Genomic DNA, 15474 nt, shown 5'->3' on the forward strand with positions numbered 1-15474 from the left:
TTCACCTCCTGCTACAATAGATCCCAGCTTACTGGCGTTCCTTTTTTCACGTCGCATCCAGCTTTCTTGCCCAAGAATTGATCGTAATACTTGGGGGGAAGCCCAAACCCTGGCCTAACAGCACGTAAATTCTGCTCAGTAAAGATCTCTCCTGCCTGTACGTCTTCAGCGATATACAAGGATCGACGAAACTTTAATGAAGCTTGCTCTTTTGCCGTCGCGCCGTAGGAAATTTGCCCTAGCGCTTGCCAAGCACGTTCTGACTCTATAACCAACGTGGACATTTCTTCAGGTTCAAGGGAGAACGATGAATCCACCCCTCCGTCAGAACGTTTCAGTGTGAAATGCTTCTCAATGATAACTGCACCTAAGGCCACACTAGCTACCGCAACGCCAACACCCATCGTATGATCAGAGAGACCTACTTGCACTGAGAAAAGTTCTTTCAAATGGGGAATTGTACGGATATTCGTATTCTCTGGCGTTGCTGGATACGTACTTGTACATTTAAGCAACACTAAATCATTACAACCAGCCGCTCTCGCGGCCTTTACGGTTTCATCCAATTCAGCTACAGATGCCATACCCGTTGAAATAATCATTGGCTTTCCCGTTGCTGCTACTTTTTTAATTAAAGGAAGATCTGTATTTTCAAATGATGCTATTTTATAACAAGGCACCTCAAGTGATTCTAAGAAATCTACTGCTGATTCATCAAAAGGTGTGCTAAAGCATATAAGTCCTAACTCTTTGCACCTGTCAAAGATAGGCTTGTGCCACTCCCAAGGTGTATAAGCCTCTTGGTACAACTTATGAAGAGACGTCCCTTTCCAAAGACTATTAGGATCATCAATATAAAAAGCACCTTCCTGCAAATCAAGCGTCATCGTGTCCGCAGTATAGGTTTGAAGTTTGAGCGCATGTGCCCCAGCCTTAGCAGCCGCGTCGACAATTTGCAATGCTCTCTCCAAAGACTGGTTATGATTACCTGACATCTCCGCTATGATAAAGGGGGCATGGTTAAGACCAATGACTCTATCTGCAATTCTGAATTCGTTCATATGACTACACCTCGAAAATTTAGTTTCACACAAACAAGATCAACTTAAGAAAATAAGTTGTTTAACGTCTTCCTTCACGCAATCCCACTCGTCTTTAAAATGAGCAAAAACGATAATATCTTCGAAGCCACCATTTCTATTCAAATGGCGCTTTAATGTTCCTTCTTGCGTAAAACCAAGCTTATGATGAATTTTGATGCTTTTTTCATTAAATCCTAAAACCTCACCGCATATTTTGCGTAGATTATATTGCTCAAACATAAGTTCTAGACCCAAATAGCACATAATCCCACCTGAGCCTCGCGGGGCGGAAGGTTCACCGATATAGAAACCCCAATTGCACCTATTATGCCTCTTGTCCATACCAGTGAAAGAGATCAGCCCCAAAGGAGTACCCTCAACCTCAAAGATCAAAAACTTATCTTCACTTTGTTCTATTTTCAAACGAGTAAACCATGCGGTATGTTCTTCCCATGAGATTAATCGATCCGTAAACATGTGACTACGAATAAAATCTCGGTTTCTCCAGTCCAAAACAAGAGATAAATCGTCCTCAGCCAATTCCCTCAATTGGAATGAATGCCTATTCGCCATAGTCTTACCCCTCATTAATAGCCGTAATTAATGAAACCTCATTTAGTCCCTCAACATCAATAATCTTTCTTGACGCATTGCTCATTTCTAGTACTTTTTTGGGATTATAGAAGAGCTCAATCAAATGATCTGCAATCATCTGTTCTGTTACTTCATGATACCAACCTAGATTCGTTATAGCTCTCGAAGCCGCGACAGCCTCCGTCATCTCCCATTGATTCTCTGCCACAACAGTTACTAACGAAGGCAGACCCAGCATACACCGTTCCCACGTCGTGGAACCTCCTGCCCCAAGGGCAAGATCCGCTTCCGACATTAACTCAGAGATATGATCAACATGACCATAGAATCGAACATGATCCATTTGAGAAACGTATTCCTCAATGACACGTTTTTGGGGATTGCTGCTTCCAACGACAACATGGACTGATACACCCGTTAAATCTGCCTTTTGAATAGCCTTCATAGCTTTAAGTGTCTCATTCGTAGGGTCACTTCCCCCGTAAAACACAAAAACATTTGAGATGCTACCATTTCTACTTCTAAGGCTTTTCTTGTTCTCATAGAATTCTTCTCTTAGAAGTGCGTGCTGCGGTCCTAGAAATAACTTACAATGAGCAGGCACTAAGGATAGGTAGCGCTGCGTCATATTCATATATAGATTCTGATCTAGTAGCATCTCGCAAACGTGTCTACGATCCGCTAAGTCATCAATGACAAGGATACGGTTCACAAAGTAACTCATCTGCTGTTCCCATTCCATATCTAGTGCATAATGATCAACTACCAATAAGTCTATCTTTTCCGGCATCGTATCTAAAATAGCACGTACCTGCATGGCATCCTCATCTTGACTGACGGTCAACCAATCGGCATGCTGTAGTTGATGTCTTCCGGCGTTTTCATCATAAAGACTCTCTACGCTCGAGTTCTTCATTTCTAGTAGGTATACAGCGTAGCCCTTGGCTCTCACAAATTCACTGAGATTCCCTGGGAGATCTCTGCAAATAAAACTTATTCTTGCACCATGCTTATGTAACTGCCCAGCTAGAGTCAAACACCTCATGACATGGCCAGAACCTATTTGAACCGATGCATCCACTCGAAAAATCACATGATTAGACTTCAATCCAATCACCTTACTCTGAAAAGCGGAACCAACGGTTCACATTGTAGGTGTAAATGGAGTGTCTGGTTCTGAACAACATCCTTCAATTTTTCAAAAAAGCTATCACATACATGTAACAAATCGGATATATCTTGATCTGTATGTGCATAGCTCATGTTAAAGGTACCCGTTGTTAGGAAGCCATGACTGAACATTTCCTGAAAGTATAGAGTTTTCAATTCCCACTGAGAATATGTGGATTGGTCTTTAAAGGTTAAGAACAACCAACTCGGATGACCTGCTATCGACAACACATCAGATAGTTCATGTTTATTAATAAGATTCTGAATGCCCGATAATAGCTTACGTCCTTGATTGTGTATCGTTTCAACGATCGGTTGTGATTGCATTTTAGACATGGTTGCTTTAGCCGCAGCTAATGACAGAGTTTCCCCTCCAAATGTAAAAGAGAAAAAGATTTCTTCCATTAACCTCATGATTTCAGCTTTACCCACGACAGCTGAAAGCGGGTAACCATTCGCTAAGCCTTTACCGAAGGTAGCTAAATCTGGTGTTACACCAAACAGTTCTTGAGCTCCACCATTAGCATAACGAAAACCTGTGATAGTCTCGTCAAAAATAAGTACAGCACCATTCTGATGTGTAAGCTCCTTAAGTTCCTCTAAAAACCCTTCATGAGGATAGGCAATATTCATAGGTTCAAGGATTACGGCAGCAATCTGATCTGGATACTCAAGAAATAGCTTCTTCAAGGAATTGATATCGTTGTATTGAAAGGTATGCGTCAAGTCGCTTACTGCCTTCGGAACACCTAGATTACGTGCGGTAGCCCCAATATACCAGTCTTGCCATCCATGATAGCCGCAGACTGCCACATGGTCTCTGCCAGTATAAGCTCTAGCTACACGAATAGCTCCAGACGTTGCATCAGATCCATTCTTACCGAATCGAACCATCTCTGCACATGGAATCATCTCTACCATTTTCTCTGCGACTTCAAATTCTAACGTATGTGGTAGTGTAAATATTGTCCCATCTTCAAGTTGTTCCCTAACGGCATTAGTCACATCAACATCATTGTAACCAAGCGTCACTGAGCATAAGCTGTTTGCAAAATCGATGTACTCATTGTTATCTACATCCCAGACACGACTACCTAAGCCCTTTTTTATAAAATAAGGGGAAACACCAAAGGGATATTGTGTTTTACTTTTGCTAAACGTCTGTGATCCAAGTGGAATCGTTTTTAAAGCTCTTTCTAGTAGCTGCTCTGAATTATAATAACGTTCTGACATCAGGATCCCTCTTTTCACATCTTATAACTGCACTTGGTCTTGCTTTAAGGATTTTATATAACCTTCATTTCTTTGAAAATCCGTATTATATATAGTCAGTTCTGGGTTCTCGTGTAAATATGTTAAAACGTCCACAGTTGTAAAAGTCGACTTTAAAGGATATAGCGCTTGATAGAAATGATTTATTAATTCATAATCCAAGCGTTCATCTACAGTCCAGCGTAAATGGGATAGATTTTCGTTACTTTTAAAATGATTGATATTAAAATGACTAGATCTCTGATGAATATAAGGAGTTACATGCTCTCTTTCGGAAAGAAGATCCGCGTTCCTCCACGCTTCTTCCAAGCACTTGTAGCGCATTACTTCAACATCAAGTCCATCAGGGTACGTTGGTTCCAGAGCATTGGTTGTATAATCATACTTGCCTGCGATATGTGCACATATTATAGCATCGATTAAATCAGGATCAGATAACGGACAATCGCCCGTTAATCGAACAACATGCTCGGGGTTAAAAGGTTTAGCTGCTTGGTAAAACCGATCAAGCACATCCTCCAAAGACCCTCTAAAACAAGAAATGGACTTATTCTCGCATAACTGGGCTATCGGATCATCTGAGACGTCATTACTTGTTGCAACAATTAAGCGATCTATCTTCTCCGAACGCAGAATTCGCTCTAGCTGCCTCGCTAGCATTGGTTCCCCAACCAAAGGCAGTAGTACCTTTTCCGGTAAACGAGAAGAAGATACTCGCGCTTGTAATATGGCTAGTATCAACGAGATCCCCCATCCCTAAAGTTTCCATAGTGCTGGATTTATTATATTGACATCGTCTACAGCAAACTTCTTAAAGTCCATGTTGTGTGTGCGATGTTTGATAGCTTCAACTAATTCTATGAATTGTTTACGATCATTGACTCCACAAATAATACGATCTACTTCTGGAAAAGCATTAACAAATGATAATGCACCCTGAACAGCAGATAAACGGTTTTGCTGCAATTCGCTATGATACTCTACTAGTAAGGTACGGATACTATCAAAATGCTTAGGAACTTGTTCTGTATCCATTAGAAGTAATCCTTGTAGAAAAGATGATCGAACATGAATTTCAATATCAAGCTCTTTCATCTTTTTCAAAGCTCCATTGCAAACTAATCGCTGATCTAGAACATTCATTGGAATTTGAATAAGATCAATTGGGTAACGAATTAATACTTGTTCAATTTCCTCCATTGCATAGACGGATACACCTATCTTTTTCACTAGTCCTTGCTTTTTTAGTTGGAGAAGTACCTCATATAGTTGCTCCCCTCCCGGCAAAAGCAAATCCGTAGCTTGATGCATGAGTAGCCCGTATACAGAAGATTGTCCCAACTTTTCTAATGATTCATAGAAAGTGCGGGATAAATTATCTGCATCCGATTGTTCTACACTAGAACCTGCACACTTCGAAGTCTTCGTTATGATTTCAAAAGATTCGTTCTGGGACAAACACTGGAGCGCCTGTCCCAGAACATATTCGCTCGAGCCATAGAGCGCGGCTGTATCCAACGCGACGACCCCGCGTTGTTGCGCTTCTCTTAACACCTCGACGACTTCTTCGAATTTTGTCTGACCAGAACTATTAGAAATTCCATAATTCACACCGAATTGAACTGTACCTATGCCTAGCTTCATGACCAACCCTATCCCCTGTCGTTCATATCGGAAATTTCATCAACTGTGAGGAAGTGTGAATTACTACCGGAATTATATTCAAAACCTTGCTCTACTGGACGACCCTTTTCACCTAATAGATTCACATGGTAATCGATTGCAGCCATAAAAGTAATTGTAGGAGTAATTACAAAGTGATCATTAAACTCTAGAGTCAAATGGGAATCATCCATTGGACACATAATCTCATGTATTTTCTCTCCAGGACGAATCCCTACAATTGTAGTCGGCAGGTCAGGTGCAACAGACTTTGCCAAGTCTGTAATACGAACGGATGGAATTTTAGGAACAAAAATCTCTCCGCCTTGCATACGTTGGAAATTTTTAAGAACGAATTCCACACCTTCTGTTAACGTAATCCAGAATCGTGTCATTCTCGGATCTGTAATTGGAATTTCTTTAGCGCCTTCAGCCATTAATTTGTGAAAGAATGGCACTACCGATCCACGTGAACCTACGACGTTCCCGTATCTAACTACGGAGAAGCGAGTTTTTCCACCTGAAATATTATTAGCAGCTACAAACAATTTATCAGATGCTAATTTGGTAGCACCGTATAAATTTACAGGATTGGCAGCTTTATCTGTTGATAATGCAATAACTTGTTTAACCCCGTTATGAATAGCAGCATTGATTACGTTCTGACCACCCATAATGTTGGTTTTAATACACTCCATCGGATTGTACTCGGAAGCTGGTACCTGTTTCATAGCGGCTGCGTGGATAACGTAATCAACTTCTCTCATCGCAAGCATTAATCTCGCTTCGTCGCGTACATCACCTATGAAATAACGCATCGCAGGATCATTATACTCTTGTTGCATTTCATATTGTTTTAACTCATCGCGCGAGAAAATAATTAGTTTCTTAGGTTTATATTTTTCAAGCAAAATTTTTACGTATTTTTTACCAAATGAGCCTGTTCCGCCGGTAATTAGAATCGTTTTATCGTTAAACATGTAAGCACGTCCATTCTGAGGATAAGATATTAGCTAACAGCAACTTCTTGTGCTTTCTTTTTCATTTTCTCATGTGATTCTTGAATCACTGGTTGCAGTATTGTTACTTCCTGTTGGCATCTAAAAAGAAAATGACCAAACATATCAATTATTTTTTTAGTTTTTAGGAGCACATTCGGTTCAAACCGAATTTCTGCAATATTTCTTCCGAGTATTTCATGCTCAACCCGATTCATAGGAAGTAGGATAGCATCAAAGATTTTATTTTTCTTCATTTTTTTAAATTCTTTATCAAAAACTGGATACACCTTTACTAATTGCTGTTCATTTTTATGCTCCAGCAGCTGTTTCATTTCATGTAACAGCTGCCCCATTCTTTGAAGGCGATCAAGTAACTGATTCTGCTCAACCTCTATTACTTTACATTGCTCAAGCATGTGGATCAAATCATACCCAACGTCTTCTTTTTGAGTTTGATACCAGTCCGACTCTACCACGGTTTGAGTTAACCGCTCCTCAACTAATTGCTGTAGCGATGCAAATGTTGTATTAGCAATCTTGGCTCCGCCTTGCGTTGTATTTATTATCTCGCGCCCTGCAAATTTAGCCGTGTACGACTCCATTTGTAGTCTCATACTGTTAAATCCAATACTAGTGTAAACAGGACTTCCATCAACACCATCAACCATTATCGCATTCTTTATTTCTTGTTCCGATAGGTCGGTAGGTCGTTGCTGACTTGGTGTTTGATAATCAATACCAGACGCATAGAACTGGTTGTTCTTATAGGCGAAGTTTTGCCCAACTAAGATAATGGGAGAAGCCCCTAGCTTATGCAGTAATTCTAAAGTAACAACTGCAATTGACGGAGCGTCCTCAACATATTCAAGTTCTTTCTTATCCTTATTACTGATATATAATGGAGCTACTTTATCCTGTGATGTAACCATATGCAGCTTAGGACCTGGATAGTTATGAACCGTTTCAAACCCAACACTTGTACCATATATCAACGGTATGGACTCAATTTTTTCTTCAATAATCTGATAATAGGTTTCCACCGTATTGTGCTGTGGATCATAGGAGCATACTGCATCTGGATATATCCCTTGTGCAAGTAAAGCCTTAATAGAGGAACCAACAGCGAAAATATAGGCTAGCCCTTGTTCCTTCACATGCCTAATGTGCTCAATTTCCTCCTGCAAGGAAGGTCCCGCTGAAACAAGTAGTACTGGTTTATTATGAAAATAAGACTTCTTCGACTGAATAATATTCGCCGATTCCATTAAATAGGGTAAATTTGCAATGCTGTTAATGGTCCATCTTTTCTCAAAAGCAATATTAACCTGAAGTGACGATCGTTTATTTAAAACCATATTTCGAAATTCCGTTGTAAATCGTTCATACTGCTCTTTATATATACGTTCATAAGAAGGTAACACGACTAACATTACTCTTTCCTTTGCCCCGTTCACAAACTCATTCAAACTATGATGTAAAAACTCTGGAGTAAATTCAACGAAAATATTCTTTAGTCGATGTAAAGGAAGAACATCTAAATTCCTCTGTGAAAGATAATGATAGAACAGAAACGCATCTGGTTCATATAAAGAAAAATTACGATCAGGATATCTCTCCATAAACTGTTCGATATGATAGCCCATACCCACGCCATAGAAAAAAATATGTTCGAATTCTTCTACTTCGTCCGGCAGAAACTGATCAATAAAACGTTCTGCTTCTTTGAACGGATCATACTGACTATGGATATACTGAGCTTTCCCCTCTTTCGTCACTTGAAGGTTGGATAGACCACTTTTGGTTGTACTCACTTCATAAGGCATGTTAGAAATAACCTTATCTAATTGAGATACATTTCCCCAAAGTTGCGCGTATCGCTGCCTTAGAAATTGAACGTTATCAATTAAGATCATATTAGGCAACCTCATTCTCCAATGTATTATCTACTACTATCCCTAGAGATTGAAACACAGGCAGAATCTCATATTGAATAACATCGCCAATCATAGTGGTGTCGCCAGCTTGGACGGCTTCCATAAGTTGCGATATTTTCTCTTGAATCTGGGATAGCGCTTCTGTATAAGCTTCTGGATTCGATAGTGGCTCTGATTCTTGCCCCATCAATTCTACCACTTGTAGTAACCAGCCCATAGCTTCTAACATCTCATTTAAGCGGGTCCATGTCTCTGAATCAGCACCTTGATAGAATCCGTCACTCAATCTTTCCAAATCTGGCAGAGCTCTTTCCAAATACTCCTTCAGAGTTTGAAGCATGCTCCACTTTTGTTGACGATAGGTTTGAGTAACGATTTCAACTTGGTCAATCCCCGCAAAATGTTCTAAGAGATACGACTCATAGGGTTCATAAATGTGTACCCCATCTATAATCATATAGCTATACAATTCCTTGCTAGCTTTATTCATTTCATTCACACGCTCTGTAAGTTCTGCTATAGCAGTTGGAGCATCCGTTATCTCCAAGCTGAGTTCCTTTAGTGTCACGTTCATAAAACAGCCCCCATTCAACAAAATTCGCCTTTATTCTTATTATCGGTTTCTTAACTTTAATTGTTAACAGGTGAATCTTGTCAAAAAAACCCCTCTCATGAGGGGCTATAGTATGATTATCACTTTTGCACAACTTTTTCTTGTCGAGTCAACAACGGTAGACCAGCTGAAAAGTCTACATTGTACCTGTAAAGCTTCGTATCAATACGGGTAGGTGTTTGCGTTGTTGAATCATGAATGACCTCGCCTAATATTGCATACTGTTCCATGGAGTAATCATATAGCCTCAAAAAATTTGCTCCCACGCCATGGCCATTGGATTGAATCACGCTGTCCACCAATGCTGTAGCAGTTACCTCTTTTAGGCTGCATAAACGGACGGATTGACAAAATGCTTTCTTATGGGCAATATTCGTCAAATGATCATCTGTTCCATGGTATGCGATGATCCGCGCTTGATTCCTAAAACTTTTATAAACAGATGCTAGGTGCTGTAGTTCTTTATCAAAAGGCATGCTAGCTGCTAGATAGTTAAATGTAATGGAGTAATCCATTTTCCCATAATTCCCTCTAAGATTACGTCCACTCTTTAAATAGGTAGGTACAAGCCATGCCGAATTATCAACGATACATGTAAATCGTTTGGGCGCAAGCACGTTGCATAAGTAAATTAGGTAGGCACCATGTCCCTGTCCATATGCATGAACTCTTTGCTTATTCACTATCCGTTCATTGTCTTTCAAAATTGCTTCCACTGCAAATATTGCAGTTAATTGATCTATTGCCTGCATAATACCCATATCATTAAACTCTTGCTTAGTCTCATTTAAAACTTCTTCGCCATCTAGATGAATGGGATAGTTAGATCCAACCTGAAACAATTTATCTATATCAATATTTGATCCATCATATACGTAGTCAAGCTCATCAGAAGTCAATACTTGCCTCATCATATTCAAATTTAATGAATACTGCACACTCAGGCTATCTTGCATAAATGCTTGTCCAAAATAGCCGCATTGTACGGTAAACATATTATGATGGTCAGAGAAATAAGCTCGCGCTTCCTCGTACTTTGGAGAATTCATAGTCTCGCCGAATCCTGCAACTAGAAGAAGCAAACCCGTATTTTCATTCCCGCCGCCTTCTGGCTCCGTAAAGATAATATCTAAGTTCCGCTCACCACCATGTTTATCATACACATTGGGATGGGCTGGGACGCTAAATCGATGTTCCTTTGCCATGTCGCACATCCTGTTCTATTAAGGGGTAAAAAGCACATTTGCATTATAGCATATATTACCTAGATTCATACGGAAATAACACACCATAAAAAAAGGGGCCCCAGAAGGGAGCCCCTGTCTTATAGAAACGATTAACGTAACAATTGTAGAACTTGCTGAGGGGCTTGGTTGGCTTGAGCCAACATCGCTTGTGCAGCTTGTTGAAGGATGTTGTTTCTTGTGTTGTTCATCATTTCTTTCGCCATATCTACGTCACGAATACGGGATTCGGAAGCAGTCAAGTTCTCGGATGAAGTACCCAAGTTATTGATTGTGTGCTCTAGACGGTTTTGGTATGCCCCTAGTTTGGAACGCTCAGAGGATACTTTATCAATTGCAGACTGAATGACAGTAATTGCATTCGAAGCGTTCGATGCTGTAGAAACATCAAGTGCAAACTCGTTGTTCGTGTTGTTAGTACCATTGCTTACTGATACTGCACTTGTAAATCCTTTTAATGAACCCTCTGCAGCAGTTCTTGTGATACCTAGTGCGTTAGAACGCATATCAGCGATTTCAAGTGACATGGATTGGTTTTGGTTAGCTCCAATTTGGAAGTTAACTGAACTTTCACCAGACTTAGCAACTGCTGATTCTTGACCTCTTACTGAGATCGTCGTTACGCCAGATACTGGAACATCACCAGAAGTAAAGGATACCTGTACGCCACCCACGTTAGCTGAAACTGATGTGCTAAGACCAGAAACACCTGCTGATCCTAAATTTGCAGTTCCCACACTAGTTCCTGCAGCATCTTTAAGGGTTGCCGTATACTCTGTACCTGTAACAGAGAATTTCATTGTTCCGCTGCCACCATTTGTGATTCCAGACAAACCAGTGAAAGCGATGTTGATTCCATAGCCAGAGTATGTTGTTGCACCAGAAGAAGACACGCCTTCTAAGACATCCAATACTTGAGTAGAGCCATCAGTACCTGAGAAAGTAATTTTCAAATCACCAGATGAACCATTATCAACAAAATTTACGGTATAGTTACCAAGTTTTGCACCGGATGTTGTAGTTAGAGTAGCAGAAGGAGCAGGTGATGTACCGCTTAATGAAAGATTCGTCCACAATGTGGATGCCGTGTTAGCTGTAGCTGTACCACCACTCAACACATAAGTAATCGTGTCTCCTGATGCCATATTACCAACATCGGTAATTGTAAAGGAAATACCGTTTGAATTATAAGTGAACTTGCCACTTGCATCAGCGATAATCGTATCATTTAGTTGCGTACCGCTTGTAAACGTTGCATTTCCGCTACCAGAGAAGTCTAATTTCATAACTCCGGATGAATACGTCAATTTAAGCGTACCAGACGTTGTTGCATCTAATGCTGTACCTGCAGTAGCAGTAAATGTAATATTATTTCCTGAAAAAACTGCTTTACCAGCGGAATAACTTACGTTTGCCGCAACTGCAGTTGCGCCACTTCCAGCACTCAATCCAGAAGCTGAACCCGTAAACGCTGACGATGTAACGCTTAAGCTGTAATCAGCATTGGAAAGTGTGTTTCCAGCCGCTAGAGCTGCAGTTCCAGATCCGCCTACTGCTACGGAAGAAGCAAAACCGCTTGCACCAACTAATGATTTTGTAATACCGATTTCGGAATTAGCTTTTTCACCGTTCAACAATTTCTGTGTATTGAACTCAGTTGTGTTACCGATACGGTTGATCTCGGAAGTCAATGAGTTGATTTCCTTTTGGATCTCACCACGGTCACTTGCTGTATTCGTATCTGTGGAAGCTTGAACAGATAGTTCACGCATACGTTGAAGAATGTCGTGAGTTTCGTTCAATGCACCCTCAGCTGTTTGAATCATGGAGATAGCATCTTGGGAGTTACGGCTAGCTTGATCCAAACCGCGGATTTGACCACGCATTTTTTCGGAGATAGCAAGACCTGCTGCATCGTCACCTGCGCGGTTGATGCGAAGACCGGAAGACAGCTTCTCAGTTGATTTAACGGAAGCAGCTTGGTTGGAAGTTAATTGACGGTACGTGTTTAGTGCTGGTAAGTTGTGATTAATTCTCATTGATTTCTTCCTCCTTGAAGTTCGTGTCCACATCCATGTGGTTAGCAATTCCTACAGGGTCGGCCGCCCCTAAGAAAAGCGTATGATTTATATATCGGACAAACCTCGACAATTATTTAGAGGTATTTTGACGAAATCCAACATTTATTTTTTTTTGAAAAGTTTAGAGAGTTCACCTGGGTCTAAAGATACTTTAGATGCCTCTTGGTTGGAACTTAGGACCTGCGCGTAAATTTCTTTACGGTATATCTGTAAGGACTTCGGGGCTTTAATCCCCAATCGGACCTGGTCACCGTCCATTCCTAATACAACAATTTCAATGTCATCTCCAAGCATGATCGCCTCATCTTTTCTCCTCGATAGTACGAGCATGAGCTACACTCCCTTTTCAGCAGGATTCTGCGTAACATGAATGACGTGTTTCGTTCTGTACGAAGTTCCATGCAGAATCGCTTGCTTGCCCTTCTGGGTACGAAGATTAAGAATAATTGGTGCCAATAGATTCATAGTAAGTTCATTGGTCGACCCGTTGACCGAGACGATCGTAAATACCATGACATCTTCTTCCTGTACAATGTCCATTTCTATTTTGGTTTCATCATTTAAATCAAATTGATATTCGCTGTGATACAGAAACGGATCTGTAATAAGAAAGGCAAGGTCACTATCATCTAACGATTGCATAAATGAGAATGGAAGATCCTCGTCTGGATGGATTAAGATAAATCTATGTCTGTCTTCAAACCCAGGAAGTCCATTGTGGAAATGGAAAACCTGTTTCTCATCAATTTCTATCTCGCCGAAGCGCGAAGTTAAGAACTGCATGTTCACAACATCCTATTCCTATAATTTGTGAATATATAAAGTTAAATATGAGAAAACCTCTATCGAGGTCATTCGAGGATCATCGACCGCGTTTAGAGGTAATTTGTATCGCCTGTATGTTTATACTTTGAGATCTATTTGTGGAGGTATTAGCTCAAACACAGGCTTCTGCGCCAAATAGATCTGCACTTTCGCTGGATCATATTGAAATTCGGTAGGACTCCAATTATAGCTGAGATCCGCCCTAGCCCCTGTGAATTGAATTTCCGGCGCCTGCGCTTGAAAGTCTAGATCCACATTATGAACTTCATAGGGCCCATCATAATTCACTACATTTTCACTAAAAAAACTATGTGCCGCGAATTCAGCAAAAACGTTACCTTGACTATGCGCAAGATCCCCAGCTTGATTGCCTCTTTCAACCATTTCCCCGATAGCTTCCATTGCAATTCGTGAAGCCTCATTAGCTACTCTTCCCACAAACCAGAAAGTGGAACCAATACCCAGCGCCTCACGAGCCCGACTCTGATCAATACTCAAATGTCCGGGAGGCGATTGCAGGGCGTTCGTAATCTCTAGCTTTAAAGGTGTCGTCTCGACTTTTAGCTCCGAAGGTGGTTGATGGATCTGCATTTGCCCTGGAGTCGTTTCTATTGCGATCTTAGCCCACTGTTGATTATATTGAACACTAGGAATCGAAACCATCCCGCTTCACTCCTAAGCTTTACTTTAAGAAATCCACCAAACTTGGTGTAATGATTTTGGAACCAACTGACAGAGATGCCTGATAAATGTTCTCGTTCGTTTTGAGATTTGTAATTAGCTCAGCGATATCGGCATCTTCCACCTTAGACTGCAAGGATTGCAAGTTAATACTGCTATCCTTCAAACGGTCGCTCGATAGATCCACACGACTTTGCTTCGCTCCGATATCGGCTCTTGTTTCCAAAAGCTTCGTAAGTCTTGTATCTAGATTGCCTAACTGATCGGATACACCTGCCGTGTCTCCAGCATCTAATCGATTAATTATGTTCTCAAGTACAGCAAAGAGATTATCTTTATCAGATGATTTTCCAAACACCTCATTACCAGACACATTAACTGGCATGTAAATACCTGTACCAATCTCATAATTGATATTGCCTTGGTCAGCATTGGAGTTCTTCGCAGCTACAACATATTTGCTAACGCCATCTTTTCCTGGTGCACTTACAAGGTCTGATAACGTACCCGCTGCACTTAAGAAAGTAGTCGCCAAAGTTCCTCCTGTTACCTGTAAGCTGGAACTAACGCTCATAGTATTCGATTTAATCGATAACATGTTATTAGCATCTGCTGAAATACTAACCGTATTTCCTTGTGTGGAAGCTTTATTAATGGCTGCCTGTAAGTCTGTCGCAAACGCTGCCGCCCCGCCGCCAACTGAATAGTCACGAGGCGGAAGCGTGATGGACAGCGTCTCACCTTCAACTACTAAGGATAACGTATTATTGGCAGCTGTCACATTCGCTGTACTCACGTTGACATTCCCAGTTACGGAAGCACCTGCGCCGAGTAGGGTGGTACTATTGGTTTGAATCGTTCCATCGTAAGCTTCTTTATCTGTTACTTGTCCATTAAAAACGTGTTTTCCGTTGAAATCACTGTTCCCAATATTAACAAGCTGAGAGGTTAACTGCAATATTTCACTCTTGATGGCATCCAATGCGGACGGAGGATTGTTGCCACTAGCACCTTGCACCGTCAGTTCTCTAATACGCTGTACTACATCACCAGCTTGGCCTAGCATGGAATCTGTATAGTCTAACCACGATGTTGCTGTATCTACGTTTTGTTGATATTGATCTGTTGCAGTCAACTCTGTCCGGTATCTCATAGCATAGCTAATTCCAACAGGATTGTCTGATGGCTTATTGATTTTCTTACCTGTGGCCATCTGGTTCTGCAAATCATTCATCTGATTCAAATTACTATTTAAGTTACGCTGCAATTGCATATTCATCATCGACTGTGTAACACGATTCATCATAGGTCAAAC

At 40.8% G+C, this 15474-nt stretch carries 15 protein-coding genes; all 15 read right to left on the minus strand.

Features of this window, described 5'->3' with window-relative positions:
* Positions 1-11: 11 nt before the first annotated feature.
* The 15 genes from pseI to flgL all read right to left on the minus strand — a co-directional run bounded on the left by pseI (position 12) and on the right by flgL (position 15465).
* Positions 12-1061 carry a pseudaminic acid synthase gene (pseI, locus tag ACSQ8O_RS00670; RefSeq protein WP_436240077.1) on the minus strand — a complete coding sequence of 350 codons (1050 nt, stop codon included), beginning with the start codon at positions 1059-1061 and terminating at the stop codon, positions 12-14.
* A 39-nt stretch (positions 1062-1100) separates the two neighbouring features.
* Positions 1101-1670, minus strand: a complete 570-nt coding sequence (gene pseH, locus ACSQ8O_RS00675; RefSeq protein WP_436240078.1) for a UDP-4-amino-4,6-dideoxy-N-acetyl-beta-L-altrosamine N-acetyltransferase — start codon at positions 1668-1670, stop codon at positions 1101-1103.
* Entirely contained in the window at positions 1660-2793 is a 1134-nt protein-coding gene (pseG, locus tag ACSQ8O_RS00680) for a UDP-2,4-diacetamido-2,4,6-trideoxy-beta-L-altropyranose hydrolase (RefSeq protein WP_436240079.1), read from the minus strand. The genes pseH and pseG overlap by 11 nt, the downstream gene beginning before the upstream one ends.
* Entirely contained in the window at positions 2790-4079 is a 1290-nt protein-coding gene (locus ACSQ8O_RS00685) for an aminotransferase class III-fold pyridoxal phosphate-dependent enzyme (RefSeq protein WP_436240080.1), read from the minus strand. The genes pseG and ACSQ8O_RS00685 overlap by 4 nt, the downstream gene beginning before the upstream one ends.
* A gap of 21 nt (positions 4080-4100) precedes the next feature.
* Positions 4101-4859 (minus strand): cytidylyltransferase domain-containing protein, encoded by a 759-nt coding sequence (locus ACSQ8O_RS00690; protein ID WP_436240081.1) that lies wholly within the window; start codon positions 4857-4859, stop codon positions 4101-4103.
* A 15-nt stretch (positions 4860-4874) separates the two neighbouring features.
* Positions 4875-5762: an aldo/keto reductase gene (locus ACSQ8O_RS00695; protein WP_436240082.1), complete on the minus strand. Its 888-nt coding sequence runs from the start codon at positions 5760-5762 to the stop codon at positions 4875-4877.
* Between the two features lie 8 nt (positions 5763-5770).
* Complete coding sequence (gene pseB / locus ACSQ8O_RS00700; protein WP_436240083.1) at positions 5771-6760, minus strand: UDP-N-acetylglucosamine 4,6-dehydratase (inverting); 990 nt, start codon at positions 6758-6760, stop codon at positions 5771-5773.
* Between the two features lie 29 nt (positions 6761-6789).
* Positions 6790-8694: a motility associated factor glycosyltransferase family protein gene (locus tag ACSQ8O_RS00705; protein ID WP_436240084.1), complete on the minus strand. Its 1905-nt coding sequence runs from the start codon at positions 8692-8694 to the stop codon at positions 6790-6792.
* Position 8695: 1 nt separating this feature from the next.
* A complete protein-coding gene (locus tag ACSQ8O_RS00710) occupies positions 8696-9289 on the minus strand; it encodes a hypothetical protein (protein WP_436240085.1) in 594 nt (197 codons plus the stop codon).
* A gap of 119 nt (positions 9290-9408) precedes the next feature.
* A complete protein-coding gene (locus ACSQ8O_RS00715) occupies positions 9409-10533 on the minus strand; it encodes a DUF2920 family protein (protein ID WP_436240086.1) in 1125 nt (374 codons plus the stop codon).
* Positions 10534-10664: 131 nt separating this feature from the next.
* Positions 10665-12611, minus strand: a complete 1947-nt coding sequence (locus tag ACSQ8O_RS00720; protein WP_436240087.1) for a flagellin — start codon at positions 12609-12611, stop codon at positions 10665-10667.
* A gap of 144 nt (positions 12612-12755) precedes the next feature.
* Positions 12756-12983 (minus strand): carbon storage regulator CsrA, encoded by a 228-nt coding sequence (gene csrA, locus ACSQ8O_RS00725; RefSeq protein WP_436240088.1) that lies wholly within the window; start codon positions 12981-12983, stop codon positions 12756-12758.
* 3 nt (positions 12984-12986) lie between these two features.
* Positions 12987-13436, minus strand: coding sequence for a flagellar assembly protein FliW (gene fliW, locus ACSQ8O_RS00730; RefSeq protein ID WP_436240089.1), 450 nt, complete (start codon positions 13434-13436; stop codon positions 12987-12989).
* Between the two features lie 120 nt (positions 13437-13556).
* Entirely contained in the window at positions 13557-14141 is a 585-nt protein-coding gene (locus tag ACSQ8O_RS00735) for a DUF6470 family protein (protein WP_436240090.1), read from the minus strand.
* A 19-nt stretch (positions 14142-14160) separates the two neighbouring features.
* Entirely contained in the window at positions 14161-15465 is a 1305-nt protein-coding gene (gene flgL, locus ACSQ8O_RS00740; protein ID WP_436240091.1) for a flagellar hook-associated protein FlgL, read from the minus strand.
* Positions 15466-15474: the final 9 nt, after the last annotated feature.

Source organism: Paenibacillus sp. LjRoot56 (assembly GCF_964253335.1).
Lineage (GTDB): Bacteria > Bacillota > Bacilli > Paenibacillales > NBRC-103111 > Paenibacillus_E > Paenibacillus_E allorhizoplanae.

Excerpts from the sequence above, each read along its gene's own strand:
- pseI (WP_436240077.1), bottom strand. The coding sequence starts at position 1,061 with ATGAACGAATTCAGAATTGCAGATAGAGTCATTGGTCTTAACCATGCC.
- pseH (WP_436240078.1), bottom strand. The coding sequence starts at position 1,670 with ATGAGGGGTAAGACTATGGCGAATAGGCATTCATTCCAATTGAGGGAA.
- ACSQ8O_RS00685 (WP_436240080.1), bottom strand. The coding sequence starts at position 4,079 with ATGTCAGAACGTTATTATAATTCAGAGCAGCTACTAGAAAGAGCTTTA.
- ACSQ8O_RS00695 (WP_436240082.1), bottom strand. The coding sequence starts at position 5,762 with ATGAAGCTAGGCATAGGTACAGTTCAATTCGGTGTGAATTATGGAATT.
- pseB (WP_436240083.1), bottom strand. The coding sequence starts at position 6,760 with ATGTTTAACGATAAAACGATTCTAATTACCGGCGGAACAGGCTCATTT.
- ACSQ8O_RS00705 (WP_436240084.1), bottom strand. The coding sequence starts at position 8,694 with ATGATCTTAATTGATAACGTTCAATTTCTAAGGCAGCGATACGCGCAA.
- ACSQ8O_RS00710 (WP_436240085.1), bottom strand. The coding sequence starts at position 9,289 with ATGAACGTGACACTAAAGGAACTCAGCTTGGAGATAACGGATGCTCCA.
- ACSQ8O_RS00715 (WP_436240086.1), bottom strand. The coding sequence starts at position 10,533 with ATGGCAAAGGAACATCGATTTAGCGTCCCAGCCCATCCCAATGTGTAT.
- ACSQ8O_RS00720 (WP_436240087.1), bottom strand. The coding sequence starts at position 12,611 with ATGAGAATTAATCACAACTTACCAGCACTAAACACGTACCGTCAATTA.
- csrA (WP_436240088.1), bottom strand. The coding sequence starts at position 12,983 with ATGCTCGTACTATCGAGGAGAAAAGATGAGGCGATCATGCTTGGAGAT.
- fliW (WP_436240089.1), bottom strand. The coding sequence starts at position 13,436 with ATGCAGTTCTTAACTTCGCGCTTCGGCGAGATAGAAATTGATGAGAAA.
- ACSQ8O_RS00735 (WP_436240090.1), bottom strand. The coding sequence starts at position 14,141 with ATGGTTTCGATTCCTAGTGTTCAATATAATCAACAGTGGGCTAAGATC.
- flgL (WP_436240091.1), bottom strand. The coding sequence starts at position 15,465 with ATGATGAATCGTGTTACACAGTCGATGATGAATATGCAATTGCAGCGT.